17 protein-coding genes are annotated in these 15,440 nt (G+C 44.1%); 5 read left to right on the top strand and 12 right to left on the bottom strand.

Features of this window, described 5'->3' with window-relative positions; genetic code table 11:
• Positions 1-630, top strand: coding sequence for a bifunctional 4-hydroxy-2-oxoglutarate aldolase/2-dehydro-3-deoxy-phosphogluconate aldolase (locus AB4249_RS11375; RefSeq protein WP_372103164.1), 630 nt, complete (start codon positions 1-3; stop codon positions 628-630).
• 97 nt (positions 631-727) lie between these two features.
• Here AB4249_RS11375 and AB4249_RS11370 read toward each other — a convergent pair whose 3' ends face one another.
• The 6 genes from AB4249_RS11370 to AB4249_RS11345 form a co-directional block, all read right to left on the bottom strand.
• Positions 728-1,879, bottom strand: coding sequence for a M20 aminoacylase family protein (locus AB4249_RS11370; protein ID WP_017072481.1), 1,152 nt, complete (start codon positions 1,877-1,879; stop codon positions 728-730).
• A 24-nt stretch (positions 1,880-1,903) separates the two neighbouring features.
• A complete protein-coding gene (locus AB4249_RS11365) occupies positions 1,904-2,869 on the bottom strand; it encodes a DMT family transporter (protein WP_017068128.1) in 966 nt (321 codons plus the stop codon).
• Positions 2,870-3,865, bottom strand: coding sequence for a DMT family transporter (locus AB4249_RS11360; RefSeq protein ID WP_017068127.1), 996 nt, complete (start codon positions 3,863-3,865; stop codon positions 2,870-2,872).
• 81 nt (positions 3,866-3,946) lie between these two features.
• Positions 3,947-4,909 carry a DMT family transporter gene (locus AB4249_RS11355; RefSeq protein ID WP_372103159.1) on the bottom strand — a complete coding sequence of 321 codons (963 nt, stop codon included), beginning with the start codon at positions 4,907-4,909 and terminating at the stop codon, positions 3,947-3,949.
• A gap of 26 nt (positions 4,910-4,935) precedes the next feature.
• Positions 4,936-5,706: an aspartate/glutamate racemase family protein gene (locus AB4249_RS11350; RefSeq protein ID WP_017068125.1), complete on the bottom strand. Its 771-nt coding sequence runs from the start codon at positions 5,704-5,706 to the stop codon at positions 4,936-4,938.
• 95 nt (positions 5,707-5,801) lie between these two features.
• Positions 5,802-6,965, bottom strand: a complete 1,164-nt coding sequence (locus AB4249_RS11345; RefSeq protein WP_017068124.1) for a Xaa-Pro peptidase family protein — start codon at positions 6,963-6,965, stop codon at positions 5,802-5,804.
• Positions 6,966-7,289: 324 nt separating this feature from the next.
• On the opposite strand from AB4249_RS11345, the gene AB4249_RS11340 reads away from it, so the two are divergent.
• The 3 genes from AB4249_RS11340 (at position 7,290) to dpaL (ending at position 9,678) form a co-directional block, all read left to right on the top strand.
• Positions 7,290-7,967 carry a transcriptional regulator gene (locus tag AB4249_RS11340; RefSeq protein ID WP_017068123.1) on the top strand — a complete coding sequence of 226 codons (678 nt, stop codon included), beginning with the start codon at positions 7,290-7,292 and terminating at the stop codon, positions 7,965-7,967.
• Positions 7,968-7,989: 22 nt separating this feature from the next.
• Entirely contained in the window at positions 7,990-8,373 is a 384-nt protein-coding gene (locus AB4249_RS11335; RefSeq protein WP_004732389.1) for a RidA family protein, read from the top strand.
• A 126-nt stretch (positions 8,374-8,499) separates the two neighbouring features.
• The gene (gene dpaL, locus AB4249_RS11330; protein WP_004732392.1) at positions 8,500-9,678 is read left to right on the top strand and encodes a diaminopropionate ammonia-lyase; all 1,179 of its coding nucleotides are present in this window, start codon (positions 8,500-8,502) and stop codon (positions 9,676-9,678) included.
• A gap of 107 nt (positions 9,679-9,785) precedes the next feature.
• Here the strand turns inward: dpaL and AB4249_RS11325 are convergent, their stop codons facing one another.
• Both AB4249_RS11325 and AB4249_RS11320 read right to left on the bottom strand, forming a co-directional pair.
• Positions 9,786-10,337: a disulfide bond formation protein B gene (locus AB4249_RS11325; RefSeq protein ID WP_004732394.1), complete on the bottom strand. Its 552-nt coding sequence runs from the start codon at positions 10,335-10,337 to the stop codon at positions 9,786-9,788.
• A gap of 9 nt (positions 10,338-10,346) precedes the next feature.
• Complete coding sequence (locus AB4249_RS11320; RefSeq protein ID WP_004732395.1) at positions 10,347-10,502, bottom strand: DUF5993 family protein; 156 nt, start codon at positions 10,500-10,502, stop codon at positions 10,347-10,349.
• Positions 10,503-10,799: 297 nt separating this feature from the next.
• Between AB4249_RS11320 and AB4249_RS11315 the strand changes: the two genes are divergently transcribed.
• Entirely contained in the window at positions 10,800-13,043 is a 2,244-nt protein-coding gene (locus AB4249_RS11315; protein ID WP_372103156.1) for a hypothetical protein, read from the top strand.
• On the opposite strand, the gene AB4249_RS11310 is transcribed toward AB4249_RS11315, so the two are convergent.
• The 4 genes from AB4249_RS11310 to AB4249_RS11295 all read right to left on the bottom strand — a co-directional run bounded on the left by AB4249_RS11310 (position 13,037) and on the right by AB4249_RS11295 (position 15,165).
• Positions 13,037-14,092 (bottom strand): AI-2E family transporter, encoded by a 1,056-nt coding sequence (locus AB4249_RS11310; protein WP_372103153.1) that lies wholly within the window; start codon positions 14,090-14,092, stop codon positions 13,037-13,039. The two genes, AB4249_RS11315 and AB4249_RS11310, sit on opposite strands and share 7 nt — an antisense overlap.
• 101 nt (positions 14,093-14,193) lie before the next feature.
• Entirely contained in the window at positions 14,194-14,406 is a 213-nt protein-coding gene (locus AB4249_RS11305) for a hypothetical protein (RefSeq protein ID WP_016795981.1), read from the bottom strand.
• Positions 14,393-14,881 carry a hypothetical protein gene (locus AB4249_RS11300; protein WP_017065203.1) on the bottom strand — a complete coding sequence of 163 codons (489 nt, stop codon included), beginning with the start codon at positions 14,879-14,881 and terminating at the stop codon, positions 14,393-14,395. Before AB4249_RS11300 ends, AB4249_RS11305 begins: the two co-directional genes overlap by 14 nt.
• Before the next feature lie 35 nt (positions 14,882-14,916).
• Positions 14,917-15,165: a hypothetical protein gene (locus AB4249_RS11295; RefSeq protein ID WP_010431939.1), complete on the bottom strand. Its 249-nt coding sequence runs from the start codon at positions 15,163-15,165 to the stop codon at positions 14,917-14,919.
• Positions 15,166-15,440 lie beyond the last annotated feature (275 nt).

Here is a 15,440-nt window from a genome sequence, read left to right as displayed (position 1 = left end):
ATGTCTACAATTAACGAACAGCTAAAAGCACTTAAAGTTATCCCTGTTATCGCCATTGATAACGCAGAGGATATTATCCCTCTAGGCAAAGTATTGGCTGAGAATGGGCTTCCCGCCGCTGAAATTACGTTCCGTTCAGACGCCGCTGTTAAAGCTATCCGACTGCTTCGCCAAGCACAGCCTGACATGCTGATCGGCGCGGGCACCATCTTGAACCATAAGCAAGCACTCGCAGCAAAAGAAGCGGGCGCAACGTTTGTGGTATCACCGGGCTTTAACCCGAACACAGTTAAAGCATGCCAAGAGATCGGCATCGATATCATTCCAGGTGTGAACAATCCAAGCACCGTTGAAGCGGCATTAGAGATGGGCCTAACAACCTTGAAGTTCTTCCCAGCAGAAGCATCTGGCGGCATCAGCATGGTGAAATCGCTCGTTGGCCCATACGGCGATATTCGACTAATGCCTACAGGCGGCATTACGCCATCAAACATCGATAACTACTTAGCAGTGCCTCAAGTATTAGCCTGCGGTGGTACATGGATGGTCGACAAGAAGCTGGTTGAAAACGGTAAGTGGGACGAGATCGCGCGCCTAACACGCGAGGTTGTTGAGCAGGTGAATCGTTAAGCTAAACAAACCAAGTCAGCCAAATCGTTCACCAATTTGAGAACGCATTGCATACAAATAGAGCGAGAGGTTAACCTCTCGCTCTATTTTCTTCAATTTACTGTGACAATTGTTGCTCTACAAGCGTCTTCCAAAACCCAACACCGTGTTCCAAAATATTATCGTTAAAATCATAGTGCGGGTTATGAAGAGCAGTGCCTCCACACTCACCAACACCATTTCCAACTAACACATAACACCCTTTTACTTCGCGTAACATGAACGAGAAATCCTCACTGATGGTGAAGCGTTCACAAGCTCCATTCACATTATCTTCACCGACAACCGCCTGTGCTGCTTTTACCGCATGAGCAGTCTCTTCCGGAGTATTAATCGTTGATAGAAAGCTGTTGTTGAAGTGGTATTGGTAATCAACATCTGCTGACATGCACTGGCCAGCGACGACACGCTCAATCGCTTTCTCAATCTTGTGCAATGCTTGATCGGTGAAGCTGCGAGTATCACCAGAAATAGTCACTTGCGAAGGAATCACATTGACAGTACCGTTAGTAACAAAGTTAGTCACCGAGATAACAGCCGTCTCATCAATGGCGCTCAAATGACGCGAAACGATGGTTTGCAGTGCAGTGACCACTTGAGCACCAACCACAATCGGATCGGTTCCCATGTGTGGCATCGCCGCGTGGCCGCCCGTCGCTTTGATCACAATTTCAAAACTGCTTTCACTTGCCATGAGCGAGCTTGGACGAGTCACAAATTTACCTTCAGGGATACCCGGTAAGTTATGCATAGCGTAAATTGCATCCATATTCCAACGAGTGAACAGGCCATCAGCGATCATCGCTTTCGCTCCTGTACCTCGCTCTTCATCTGGTTGAAAAATGAAGTATACAGTGCCATCGAAATGCTTCTTGGTTGCCAACTCTTGCGCCGCACCCAGTAGCATCGCGGTATGGCCATCATGTCCACAAGCGTGCATCGCTCCTTCATGCTTTGAAGCGTGACAAAAAGTGTTCTTTTCATGAATACGCAGGGCATCCATGTCCGCACGTAGACCAATCGAGCGATCGCTTGTGCCATTTTTCAGAATTCCAAGCACACCTGTCCCGCCAATACCGCGGTGAACTTCAATGCCGAACTCTTCGAGCTTGTTCGCTACGAATTCAGATGTGATGAACTCTTCAGTACCAAATTCTGGGTACTGATGTAAATGGCGGCGCCATTCTGTAACGTTGGCAATGTTAGTCATGGAAACTCCAATAAATACTTAAAATTAATTTGTTAAAACTGTTTTAGATGTCATCTCGCGGGACTTGTTAGATGCCGCAAACAGCGTCATTGCTACAATAATCAAGCCCACAGCCAGCGCCCTAAAAAGTGTGATGGGTTCTCCAAACACCAAAACAGCGATGAAAAATGCAGACATAGGAATGAGATTTAAAGCCATACTGCTGCCTTCAACACCAACACGCTCTATGCCGTATATGTATGCGATGTAGCCCAGTCCTGATACAAAGCCACCCAACACAATAATGCAGAGTAACGACCAAGAAGGGCGAATTACCAGTAACAGACTTGGTACATCAATGCCTGAAACCAGTAGATAAATGAAAAATCCAACCGCCGCAAAACCAAATTGATAATGCATGGTGCAAGTTGCACCGTATTTTTCTGCAAGCTGAGCTCGCAAATGAGTCACCGATGCAAAGCTCAGCACACTCAATAGACAAATCAGGTGCCCGATATTTACCCCTCTATCTTGAGAAGTAAACGGAGGAGCGAGCACTAACATGGTGACGCCAACCAAAGCAATTCCGCTAGAGACGATTTGCATGCGAGTAAATCGAGCGCCGTAAAAAAGCTGACCTATCGCTAAGATAGCGATGGGAACAAGTCCCTGAATGACGCCATTTTCTGACAGTGAAATATAGTCCAACGAGAGAAACGAAAGAAAGCTAAACAAACCTTGGCCAACAACACCGCACACCAACAACTTGAATAGTTCGCTCCGATTAGCCCAACTAAACGCCAACTTCGGTTTGCTTTGAGTTTTCTTGTGGAGCATTGCTGAGAAAATCAGGACTAAAGATAAGACAAAGAATGCCATCATGTAGCGTAACCACACCAACAATCGCGCATCAATGGTTTGTAATGGCAAGGTAGCTAATGCGCCCTCAGAACCCCATAACAACCCTACGCCAATCGCCGCCATCCAACCTTTAGTCACAGATTTCATCATTTAGCTCGCTTCCGGTGTTGCTTTTTTATTGCTAGGCAATCTTTCCGTAGTCTGCTCTTCTTGTTTCGTTTCGAACTTAGTGAATACGTAAAGTGCTACAACAATCAGTGACACGATAATGGTTTTTCCCAGAGCCATCTGTTCGCCTAGTGTTAGTACCGCCACCAAATAACCAACCAAAGGCATTAGGTTAAGAGCCATTGTCGCTTTCTCTACACCAATACGTTTGAAGGAATAAAGTTGAATCAAGTAGCTACCACCAGAGATACCTGTACCTAAGAAAATAAGCAGAGCAATCAACAATGGGCTAGAGAATATGATGTAGATCTGAGATAAGTCTAACCCCATGGTGATCACAACAATAATGCCCATGACAGCAACTGAAATATATTGGTACAGCATAGAAACGACTGAGCCATATTTATCCGCCAGGCTCGCTCGTAAGTGAGCAGTCCACGCTAGCGCCAGCATTGAACACGTCACGTAAACATAGCCTAGTAGTGGTGTACCACCTTCAATGGAGTTTGTTGGACCAACACTCATCGCATAGATACATACCGCAGAGGCAATAAAAGCACCCCACTGAATCTTGTTCATGCGGAAGTTCATAAACATCATGCCAAAGAAAACCGTCGCGAACGGCTGCATGCCTTGAATAACACCGTTTTCAGTCGCACCAATGTGAGACAGAGAAAGGAAGTTAAACAGTGAAAACACCCCTTGTCCAACGATGCCACAAAGCGCAATGCGACCAATATCTTTGGTATCGATCTTCAATGAAGAACCTAAGTCAGCGCTCAAGCTTTTGCTACGTGATGTAAAAAAGAAAATGATGGAAAGGCCAATTACCGCGGTAACGTAGCGGAAAAATACCAATGTCATCGGGTCAACCGCTATAGAAAGTGGCTTTGATACAACCCCAGTTACGCCCCAGATACAGGCAACAGCAATGGCAGCAGTCCATCCTAAAAATGTGTCTCTGTTTGTTGTGTTCATCTGTCTATCTTCCATAATTTTTGATAACGGCGGTGCAGAACAACGCCTGAATATTCATGATTTACATGTAGAAACTAGTGGTTAATTCGCTTCCGTCGCCGTTTTCAGCTGAGGCACTTTTTTCTTCGCCTTGCCAAACTTCATGAACATCATCATCGAACCAATAACTACGGCTATCGCTAGTAGTCGCATTGGCGTCACCGCTTCACCGAGAGCAAACACAGCCAGGACGAAAGAAGACAGAGGCATCAAGTTAAGTGCCATACCCGTTCCGTCTACGCCAACTCGTGCCATTGCATAGATGTAGATTAGGTAGCTGATACCTGAAATACCCACACCCAGAATTGCAATACAAGCCATACGAAGTGGAGAACTGAAAATACCGAGAGCTGAAGAGAAATCGGCGCCGACAACCAGTAGGTAAAGACCGAAGCCAATTGCCGCAAAAACAAACTGGTGATACATCGTCGCTACTGAACCATATTTCTCAGCAAGCTTGGCACGAGCGTAAGCCATCGTAGAGAAGCTCGCGGCACTACCCAGACAGATCAAGTGACCAATGTTAAACCCGCTGCCTTCAACAGAAGGGTCCATGACCAAAATAGCGACACCAACGAAGGCGCCAACAGCTGCCAAGATTTGTAGTGGTGTAAAACGCTCGCCGTGGCGAAGGAAACCGACACACAAAATGATGATTGGGATAAGGCCTTGGATCACGCCGTTTTCTGAAGCGGTAATGTAATCAAGAGATAGGAACGATAGAAAACTGAAAGCACCTTGACCAATAATGCCGCAACATGCCGCCCAGAAGATGTCGTGTCGGTTTGTCCAATTAAGTTTAAAATCGACTTTTTTCTGTGGTTTACCCATCGCATTGCTGACTTGGATAATCACAAACAGAGTAATGAAAGCGACGGTATAGCGAACCCATACCAAGACTTGTGCGTCCATTACTTCTAAAATAGGTGTCCCTACGATCCACGGAATACCCCAAAGCATGCCAATGAAAATGGCAGCTAACCAACCTTTAGTTGTATTACTCATCTTAAAATTCCTTTATTCATTGGTTGCTATTGATTTAGCAATTGTCCGTAACCTGGACATTGAGCTTTGTTGCCGACTAAGTGCATGCAGTGCCAGAACATCGCAGAGTTGCTGCACACGACTGGGATACCAAATCGATCTTCAATCTCTTGAATGTGGTCAAGAACACGAAGGTTGGTGCAAGACATAAACACCACATCGGCACCAGAGCCCGGCAACATTTTGCTCAACGCTTCCATCATCGATTCCTTTGAAACCGTCGTGATGTCAGTGTCTTTCTCAATGCCAAGTGAACCTAAAACAGGGACTTCAAAGCCAGCGGCAGTCAGTTGTTGATAAAGAGGGAAATTCACTTCTGTTGGGTAGGGGGAAAACACGGCAACTTTCTTTGCACCCAAGTGCTTAAATGCGGCTTGAGCAGCTGTCCATGGGTTGGTTGCGGGAATATCACCGCGATTTTGTGTAAGAAGGTTAGCGACTTTTTCTTCACCGATAATGATAGAAGCTGAAGTGCAACCAAACGCCATGACATCCATGGGTAAACCCGTCGCTATTAGATCGGATGCTTCACTGATACCAACCGCAATTTGGTCGAGCGCTTCTGGAGTCATTTCGCTGCTGTAATAAACACGGGAGCTAAACACTCCTGCTTGTGTGCCCAGTAATTTTGCCCAGTCCATCTCTAAAGAGTGGTCAGTACTTAGTTGCACTAAACCGATATGAACTCGACCAATCCTTGGAGCCTGAACGTGCTGTAATGGGATTTCAAATTGTCGAAACTGTTCTATTGTTTGCATGAGAAACTCGTATTTTTATAGTTTTTATGTGCTGACTCCAGAATCCAGAGTCAGCTTTTGTAGGGTGTTAAATTTGTACGGTGCTAAATTTTTAGCTAAATAATGATCAGTTCTGGTTCAGCTCGTTCGCTCAACCATTCAGCGCCGTCTTCAGTAATCACGATGTTCTCTTCGTGAACCATCGACTTACCCGGTGCGTAAACCATGCCCGGTTCTAGCGTCATCACCATGCCAGGCTTAAGTACTGTGTTGTCGGTAGCGGTGTTAGACGGACGCTCTGTCAGTTCCATACCTAATCCATGACCTAGACGACCAACGTCGTTACCCAATGCACCATTAGCTTCTAGTACTCCCCACATCGCGTTGTAGATGTCAGTCGTGGTTGCGCCCGGTTTCGCTGCCTCGAAGCCTTTCGTGGTCGCTTCGTAAGTAGCGCGGTATGCCGCTTTGGTTTGCTCACTCGCATGACCAAATGCCCAGTTACGGTCGAAATCAGAGAAGTAACCATCGCGTACAGCACCCGTATCGATGATCAACACATCTCCCGGTTCAATAATGCGATCGGTAGGACCCATGATGATGCTGTCATAACCATCAGGTCCTGAGCCTGCGATGATGTAAGGACATTCATCTGCACCTTCTAACAACATATCGATACGGAACTGTTTACAGATTTCACGCTCGGTCATGCCGGCTTTTGCATACCCAGGAATTTTGCTAAAGCCCACATTGGTAATACGACAGATTTCGCGAGTTTTTTCTATTTCAGCTTGTGATTTAATCTGACGAAGCTCATGCATCGCTAATGACACATCAACAAAATCTTTCTTAACCATGGTGGTTAATTTGAGGTAGTTATTTACTGGCATACGCAAGTGAGACTCAATCCCTAATGTCGCGCCAACTCTGCCGTGACGACAAGGTAAAGAGTTCAACGTGCTTGCAACCAAGCTAATGCCGTCATCTTCTGGCCTTGGTGAAGGCCAAGTAATGATGTTCTCAACCCATGTTCCTGCCATACCGCTAGCACCAATCTCAGGAACAATAGCAATAGGTTTACCTTCTGCTGGGATAACAACGAACCATGGTCTAGTTGGGCTGTGCCAAAACTGAGTGTGAAAACCAGTAAAATAGCGAACGTTTGGTTCCGTAGTAAAAATCATCGCGTCTAGCTTCATCTCATGCATAACTTTTTGAGCGCGTGATGTTCTGTTTTCAAACTCAGCTTGTTCAAAGCCTCGGTTTAGGTAGTTAGTCATTGGGGCCTCTAATTATTATTGTTGGGTCAGCAATTACGAACCGACCCTATAGTTCAATTTTGTTTACGTTACGATGAGCATCTTACTGACATTTCAGTTAAATAATGTGACCACAATCTCACAGTTAACTATAGTGACCCAAACGCATCTAAAACCAGAATTTTTGTTGATTTTGATCAATTTTAGGTACTTATTTGTAACTTTAGGCTTGTGCAAGGAGCGAGTGTATAGTTTTATAGTTACAGAAAGTTAATTGGCAACTTGAAATCCATCGAGTAACCAAAGATAATGAAAGGCAATTAAAGTTAACAACAGTGGTCTAAAATGAACGCATCAGCATATAAATCGTTTAACGTAGAATTCACCGACAATGACAGAGAGCATCTCGCACTGAACTTTCGCTTAGCCGAAACTATTGCCGACTTTATTGGTCCGCATTGTGAGGTAGTGATTCACTCATTCGAGAGCTTTGAAAAATCAGTGGTGAAGATCGTGAACGGTCATCACACAGGTCGAGAAGTAGGGTCACCTATCACCGATCTAGGGCTGAAAATGCTGAGTGTGTTTGAGAGCACTGGTGAGGTCACGCCAAAGAGTTACTTCACCACCAGCAAAGATGGGTCACTGCTTAAATCTACGACCTGTGTGCTAGCTGGAGAAAATGGCAAACCGATTGGACTATTCTGTATCAACATGAATTTGTCTCACCCGTTTCCTGAGATCATAAAAACTTTAATGCCGGACATTGCTCATGCCCCTGTGGGTGTGCATGAGAACTTTGGAGCTTCAACAACAGAAGTGATTGAGCAAGCACTTGAGCACGCTATTTTTGAAGTCGACAACGATGAGTCAGTCAACTTGAAAGGTCGAAACAAAGCCATTACCAAGCTATTGCTTGAGAATGGTATTTTCGAATTGAAAGAGGCGACAGCATTCGTATCTGAACGTCTTGGTATAACTCGCCACGCTATCTATAAATATATCCGCGAGTTTAGAGCTTAAAAATCCTATAAAGAGAAATGAAATGAAAACAAAAATCCATACAGATCTAGCACCTGCAGCAATCGGCCCATACTCTCAAGGCATGGCATTCAAAGACCTTATTTTCACTTCTGGTCAGCTGCCTCTTGATGCAAAAACAATGGCGTTTGTTGAAGGTGGCATTAAAGAGCAAGCTCGTATGTCACTAGAAAATTTGAAAGCTGTACTAGAGCAAAGCGGTGGTTCACTGGACACTGTTATTAAGACCACATGTTTCCTATCTGATATGGAAAACTTCGTTGCATTTAACGAGGTGTACACGGAAGTATTTGGTACAGAGAACGCGCCAGCACGCTCTTGTGTTGAAGCCGCTCGTTTGCCAAAAGACGCACTAGTCGAAGTTGAAGCGATCGCTTACATCAAGTAATCACGTATTGCTTTTAGTGACTGCGTATAGCAAAAAATAACTATGTAATGTTATTAACGACAAAGTAAGGTCATTGAACATCGCTTGATGGCCTTTAATTCCTCTGCCTGTATCTAAGTGTGCCCTATGTTAAAACTATCAAAAAATTCATTTTACACTGGACAAGTTTGCGAGCTATTCACTGCATCTCAAGCGCAACAAGCGCGTGAGTTTCACCGTCAGATCGAAGGTTACCAACCAACGCCACTTGTCTCTCTTCCTAATCTTGCTAATCACCTTGGTGTTAAAGCGATCCTAGTAAAAGACGAATCTAAGCGTTTTGGGTTGAATGCATTTAAAGTGCTAGGTGGCTCTTACGCTCTAGGTCGTCAACTGGCAAAACATCTTGGTATCGACATCTCTGAGATCAACCTTAAAACCGTTGCTTCAAAACTGGATAAGCCACTTGTATTTACGACAGCAACAGCGGGTAACCATGGCACTGGTGTCGCGTGGGCGGCTCGTGAAATGGGCCAAAAAGCTGTGGTTTATATGCCAAAAGGCTCGTCTCAAGCCAGTGTTAACCGCATTCAAGGTTTAGGTGCAGAATGCATCGTGACGGAAGTTAACTACGACGACACGGTACGCATGGCAAACCAAACCGCTCAAGATAACGGTTGGATGCTAGTACAAGACACAGCATGGGATGGCTATGAAGAGATCCCAACATGGATCTCTCAAGGTTACATGACCATGGCAGACGAAGCCGTCGAGCAAGTTCAAGAGCAAGAGTTTAGCGCTCCAACTCACGTATTCTTACAAGCTGGTGTAGGTGCAATGGCAGGCGGCATATTAGGCTACCTTGCAGACAAGCTAGGCGCAGATACATTTGAAACCATCATTGCAGAGCCAGCAGCCGCAGATTGTATTTTCCGCTCAGGCGAGAAAGGCGAAATGGTCAACGTAACCGGTGAGTTGAACTCAATCATGGCGGGCCTTGCGTGTGGAGAACCAAACCCAGTGACATGGCCAGTATTGCGTGATTGTAGTAACTACTTTATCTCGGTTGATGACAGTATTTCAGCAAACGGGATGCGTGTTCTAGGTAACCCACTACAAGGTGACAGCCAAATCATCAGCGGTGAGTCAGGTGCGATTACACTAGGTCTTCTTTACCAACTTTGTCGAGAGGGCGCAGACCAAGCAACGCGTGACACTCTAGGCTTAAATGAAGACGCAACCATCATGCTCTTCAGCACGGAAGGCGACACCAACCAAACACGTTACCGCGACATCGTTTGGAATGGATTGCACCACTCTAGCTAATTGCTGACGGTAATAAACTCCACAACACTAACGACAAAGCCACAGCGAACGCTGTGGCTTTTCTTTTGCCAGTTGCTCTTTAATCGCTCTCTCAAAGCACCATTTTTCTAACTCGCACCTTGATTGAGTAACCAATAGCTCACCGGGTTATCCGGACACTGATATGGCCCACACTCCACAAACGTAGCAATAGCATTCAAGGCCACCACCGCGATTGCCAGAAGACACACAATCCGCCCGAAATTACCCATCTTGTATGGTTCATGAGATTCGGTCTTATTGGTCAGCATCAAAATAACCGACACAGCAAGAATCGTCGCCACAAATAGTACAAATGCCCATGTGTAATAGTGCATTCCCAAAATAGGACTGCCGTAGCCTGGAGTTCCGGGAATTACGTGCAAAGAGACTTGTCTTAGCGATGTGGCCACACCATACAAAGCGCCAATCAGAATGACGCCATAGTGACGAGATTGAGGCCCATAAACCACATTCAGCATGAAGCCAAACGCCACCATCACAAAACCAATGCGCTGCAACAAACACAAAGGACAAGGAAGTTCATTTAACACGAACTGCAGAACAAAGCCGATCAATAAAACGGCTGTCATGCCTAACAGGCCAAGCGTATTCAAGAGAGTTAACTGATTTCGATTCATGTTAGCTCCTTACAATAAGATCGAGAGTGGATCAGTCGCATGATGATTGAACCAATACAAACCAAGGATCACTGAGCTAGCGAAAAAGCCATACGCAGCGGTCTTTGTACCAAAAAAAGCACATATCATCGCTACAAGTAATAACAAAAACAGTAAAGACATCATAAGGGGCATCCCCTCCTTATTTATCGAGTTCAGTCATATTGAACATCATAAAACACCCGCACCTACTTCCTTAGTCATTCACCTTAGGTGAACCAATGGATTACGGATTTAAAATCATCAACTTAATAGTTGTTAGTAACCTCCAAACTGTCAAGTTAGAAGCTACATGCTGATATCTATTCGAGCTAACCTCCCGATTTACACCGAACCCCAATACCGTGCTTTGCTACACTGACATAGCGTGAGATGCTTAATTTGGCTGATATTAAATCGCTCCCATTGTGACTAGGAAGCTTGATGAAAAAACACCGTACTCGACTACTATTGGCCCTTCCCTTCACATGCCTTGTGTCTTCAAACACCAGCTTGGCAAGCTATACCATTGTGCTACCAAGCCAACATGAGAATGGGTTCAATTTACATGGCTCCCCCTTATCAGCCAGAGAGGTGATCGATTGGGAGGTCAACAATAGTGACTTAGTGTTTGGGGCTTACGCCGATAAAAATGATAACGAAAGCGTCAGCGCGATTGGTTATATGTACAACCAAAAATTGGATCTGAATTCAGGAGAATTAGAAAACGAAATTAGAAACGCCGCAGAGCGAAATGGCATTGATTACGAAGATTTTTTCCTACACTTTTCAGAAGACACGATTCTGGCAGAGCCTGATACGAGTCACGGCGCCAATACCACTTTAAATCGCAAACCTATGATTATCGGCTATACCGCTGATGAAAAGCACGCGGGCTTTGCTCTTTATCAACCACCACCTTGGGATGCTGATGTGTTTGAATATTTCGACAAAGGTGGCGCTCTCTACGTTTATCACTCTGAAAAATTCAATCACTTAGCATTCGAATTTTCACACTTTGCACAGGGCGGAGAGTTTCAGATTGAGTATCCATCATCGATAAACATTGAGGGCAAAGTCACGGCATGGTCTAACGTCGTTGTAACGGAAGATAACACGAACAACATGACCCGAAACCAAGCCGTAAACTGGCGAGTCCCATCTAACTGGGTAAGAGCAAATACTCACGATGGAAGTGGTCAGAGTTATGGTGGGGGTCAGTATTTTGGTTCTACGTTTATTCGAGATGGCGGGCGTTTATACGTTGTTAGGGTGCGCTGGCAAGGGAACCCAAATGATATCCGCCCTCGCTTAAATCAAGTTCAATTGAAGGACTATTTCCCGAGAATCGTACTCAAAGATCTGCAGACTTCAAAGACAGATTCACAACCACCAAACGAAACCAAGCATTGGCGCAAGATCCGTGGTTTTGACCAATCAGCCGATCTCGACCAAGACAACTATTTATCACCTGTTGAATATAAAAATAGGAACAACAAATTGGCTACGGCTCGATTTCGTTGGGAGTCTCGCGTCATTCCTTTCGGCCGAATGTGGAACCAAAACTCATCATGGTCATTGGCCAACCTTGCTAACCCAGACCTACTGATGTTGATGCGAAACTACTATTCCAAACATTGGGGGCAACAGGGGCTCAATGGCGCCTACAACGACGATACCAACAAACTCCTTGGCAGCAATCAATTTGAGGTTCATTCAGGAGGAACCATTCAAGAGCTTGGTCTTGTCGTAGGGTCTAATGAAGCGGATAAGCAATACAAAACGCAATTCGCAGCCTTTCTCAAACGGTTATCAGCTAACGACGACACTCTTTCAATTGGCCTTAATATTGGAACGGCCAACCTTTATGGCCGAAACGGGCAATCACACTTAATTGACTCAGGAAACCTGTACTTTAGGGAGCACTACTTATTCCCCTCTACAGGCTTTAGTGGTTATGCCGGGTTGTCTAAGTTTTGGGATAACTCAGCGTTAGCTAACACTGATTCAAACGTTATATTCCAAGCCACTACTCGCTATGGGCGCGTTCAATACCTAGGTAACAGCCAAGATAACTGGCAACAAGATCAGTATTCAACCCTCGCTATTTATTACCTCAGTTACCAGCCACAACATAGTTATTTTAACCAATGGAATAGCAGTTATGTGTATGGCAGCGGCAATACTACCGAAGAGAATTTTTGGAAGAGTGGCGTGCCGAAAAACATGGCTTACCGACCGACACAACTGCTCAAGATCGACCTAGGCTTTCCAGCCAACCGGATTCCGAATAAATTAGAGCCCATTCCGTTGATGCTTTCGACCACACACTCAACACCCAGTGACTACACTATTGTCGGCGATTCAACCAAGCATCAAGTTGTGCATGCTGATCTGCCAAACGGCAAGGTTCAGCTGTTACCAACCTATACCTATTTTCTTTATCGATCGGAAACAAACATCGTAGAGAGAGGCCCACAAGAGATGGTGCTCGCGAGAGAGTTTGAGCATGGGCGCGTACTTTATCGAACCGATTTCTATGGTAAAAATCGTGACTTCTATTCGGCACCGAAACTCAGTATTCCATTAAACAAGCCAATGAGGCCCGTCGATACAAATGGCAACATTGGAGACTATGTGAAAGAAGTGACGCTGAGTGGTTATCAAGGCTTACTTCTGCTCTACTGACCTTTATGAGCATTCAACCTTGGATGTCTTAACTGTTCAAAAAATACATTCACACAGACAAGTAATGGGACCCCTACTAGCATTCCCATAGAGCCCCATAGCCAACCCCAAAATACAAGCCATACAAATAAAATCAGCGGATTGAGACTAAACCTTTTCCCCAGTAATGTAGGAGTAACCAATTGGCTTTCTATCAAATTAATCGCCAGGAAGATCGCAGCGACCGTCAATGCGTAGCTAAACGACTCAAACTGTATAAAAGAGACTAAAGCAAAGCACGTAACTGAAACCATCGGGCCAAGATAGGGGATAAAATTCATTAAGCCTGCAAAAGCGCCCCAAAGGAAAGGGTCTTGCAATCCCATCATATAAAAAGCAAAGCCAACAGTGAGTCCTAAGCAAACATTAATGATGGTGATGGCGCCTATGTAACGAGACAAATCCTTTTGAACAACTTTAACCAATTCAACAGCCCTACGCTTATCTGAAAAGCATTCAAAAAGAGATAAGCTTTGAGAATAAATTTTTCGACCGTAATTCATCATGAAATACGCCATAAGAAACGCAACCAACAACTGAGTAACAATGGTTGGTGTTGTCGTAAGCACTGATTCTATAATGGAAAAAGCCGTGTTATTGGTAAGCCCATCATTGGTAACAGTACTACTCATGGAGAACCCGGTGGCGTCAGTTAAGCGACTGTTTTGAGTAACCTCACTCACTTCATTAGATACATTCTCAACCAACATTGGTAATTTTGACCACCATTGCTGAGCGGGCTCACTCAACATATTCAAACTAATCACAACAAAGCCAATAAAACCAATAATTACAGCCATTACGTTAATGACTCGAGGGATACCGAAGCGAGTAAGGTAGTTAACTAGAGGGCTACATAGCAAAGAAATAAAAGCACCAAAGATGATTGGCAACAAAAATGGCTTGGCGATATGTAATGTAAAAATAGACATCATGAGAACAGCAAGGAGCATAAAACTAGTTTGCAACACACTTCGTTGTCTAAGAATACTGTATTTTTTTGATGTCATTTTATTCCTATGAATAGGAGGTTTTGTTTTTTGAGGCTTCGTCAATTTGAATCAGGCACTCGATACCGTCAGCCAACACTAACTTGAATTAAAAATGATGGTTACTTAAGTAAATTAAGTATTAGCGATAGCTGTTTATAACCAAAAACAGACGATTTAAAACGATGAGTTCGATTCAAAATTACAACACCAAGGCCTGTGATGCCAAGAGCATACAAGGGGTACTTGTGAACAAACTCTTTTCCTTTGTGACGAATAAGTCCCATACAAAGTGCAACTTGACGAGCTCTACTTCTCCCCTCAAGTCTTTTCATTTGAATCTGTCTTTGTCGATTCTTGAGTGCTGACATGTAACCCCTCCTTCAATTGCTCTTTCGTACATCCAAAACCTATAAATTGCTTTAAGTAACTAGAACGAAGTACCAAGCATATTAGAATCAAACCGAGTGTGAATATAAACGCGCCGTAACCCGCTAACAGATTCAAAGTGAAGTAGTAGATCACTACTCCAGCACCGACGGCGATACTAAAAAGAAACAGCGGTAACAACGCAACAAAGAGGAGCTGAAACACAAGACGCTTTTTAAATGCATCAACACTATTGCGAAACTCCAATAAGAAAAGCTCTAAGGTCGATTGAGACCATTGCTGGGTATGTGTCTGTAATATAGCTAAGTCTTTCCACAATCCATTTAACTCAGAAGCAGAACGTTTAAGATCATCCACCTTACGATCGCTCGATTTATCATTGGCAGAGTTTACTGGATCATTTTGACTATTTACCTGCATAACGGTGCTCTCTCAATTGCGATGTTGATATATGGCTATTTGATTAACTTCGAGACAGCCCAACCAGCGAGAAACGCACAGCCAACACTCAATAATGGACGCTCTTTAATGATGTTTTCCGCTTTCTCAGACGTGTTCTTCACACTTTCAGAGCTGGCCTCGAGAGTTTCATGGACCGCCTCTTTCACATTTTCGATAACTTCTACTGCGGCCTCTTCAGCTTTTTCATAAGTTTCTTCAATTTGTTGTTTGGCTTCTGAATTTTTAGCGTTTGACTTTGGCATAAGTTTTCTCCTTATTTGATTATCATAAGCCAGAGAATAATATTAATCTCTAGCTACTTTAATAATCAATGCTAGCATCGTGCCAACTTTCACAAGTACCAGAATAATTGAAGATAAGCTCCCATATCATTAATAAATGGCATTAATCAATGTAATAATTTCACTAGAAAACATCTATTAATGTATTTTTTACAAAAACAAAGTAAAACCTTAGACGAAACAAGCTGAATATAGGGTTATTAATTGGCATAAAAAATGCAATAAACCAAATACAG

The sequence above is a fragment of the Vibrio sp. 10N.261.55.F4 genome, from assembly GCF_041470465.1.
GTDB lineage: Bacteria > Pseudomonadota > Gammaproteobacteria > Enterobacterales > Vibrionaceae > Vibrio > Vibrio crassostreae_C.
The sequence above is the reverse complement of the archived record's forward strand: the minus strand, read 5'-3'. Positions and strand labels throughout refer to the sequence as shown.

Bases quoted from the DNA above. Each gene is read 5' to 3' on its own strand.
- AB4249_RS11305 (WP_016795981.1), bottom strand. From the start codon at position 14,406: ATGAAAAGACTTGAGGGGAGAAGTAGAGCTCGTCAAGTTGCACTTTGT.
- AB4249_RS11355 (WP_372103159.1), bottom strand. From the start codon at position 4,909: ATGAGTAATACAACTAAAGGTTGGTTAGCTGCCATTTTCATTGGCATG.
- AB4249_RS11345 (WP_017068124.1), bottom strand. From the start codon at position 6,965: ATGACTAACTACCTAAACCGAGGCTTTGAACAAGCTGAGTTTGAAAAC.
- AB4249_RS11360 (WP_017068127.1), bottom strand. From the start codon at position 3,865: ATGAACACAACAAACAGAGACACATTTTTAGGATGGACTGCTGCCATT.
- AB4249_RS11340 (WP_017068123.1), top strand. From the start codon at position 7,290: ATGAACGCATCAGCATATAAATCGTTTAACGTAGAATTCACCGACAAT.
- AB4249_RS11365 (WP_017068128.1), bottom strand. From the start codon at position 2,869: ATGATGAAATCTGTGACTAAAGGTTGGATGGCGGCGATTGGCGTAGGG.
- AB4249_RS11370 (WP_017072481.1), bottom strand. From the start codon at position 1,879: ATGACTAACATTGCCAACGTTACAGAATGGCGCCGCCATTTACATCAG.
- AB4249_RS11315 (WP_372103156.1), top strand. From the start codon at position 10,800: ATGAAAAAACACCGTACTCGACTACTATTGGCCCTTCCCTTCACATGC.
- AB4249_RS11375 (WP_372103164.1), top strand. From the start codon at position 1: ATGTCTACAATTAACGAACAGCTAAAAGCACTTAAAGTTATCCCTGTT.
- AB4249_RS11325 (WP_004732394.1), bottom strand. From the start codon at position 10,337: ATGAATCGAAATCAGTTAACTCTCTTGAATACGCTTGGCCTGTTAGGC.
- AB4249_RS11320 (WP_004732395.1), bottom strand. From the start codon at position 10,502: ATGATGTCTTTACTGTTTTTGTTATTACTTGTAGCGATGATATGTGCT.
- dpaL (WP_004732392.1), top strand. From the start codon at position 8,500: ATGTTAAAACTATCAAAAAATTCATTTTACACTGGACAAGTTTGCGAG.
- AB4249_RS11335 (WP_004732389.1), top strand. From the start codon at position 7,990: ATGAAAACAAAAATCCATACAGATCTAGCACCTGCAGCAATCGGCCCA.
- AB4249_RS11310 (WP_372103153.1), bottom strand. From the start codon at position 14,092: ATGACATCAAAAAAATACAGTATTCTTAGACAACGAAGTGTGTTGCAA.
- AB4249_RS11300 (WP_017065203.1), bottom strand. From the start codon at position 14,881: ATGCAGGTAAATAGTCAAAATGATCCAGTAAACTCTGCCAATGATAAA.
- AB4249_RS11295 (WP_010431939.1), bottom strand. From the start codon at position 15,165: ATGCCAAAGTCAAACGCTAAAAATTCAGAAGCCAAACAACAAATTGAA.
- AB4249_RS11350 (WP_017068125.1), bottom strand. From the start codon at position 5,706: ATGCAAACAATAGAACAGTTTCGACAATTTGAAATCCCATTACAGCAC.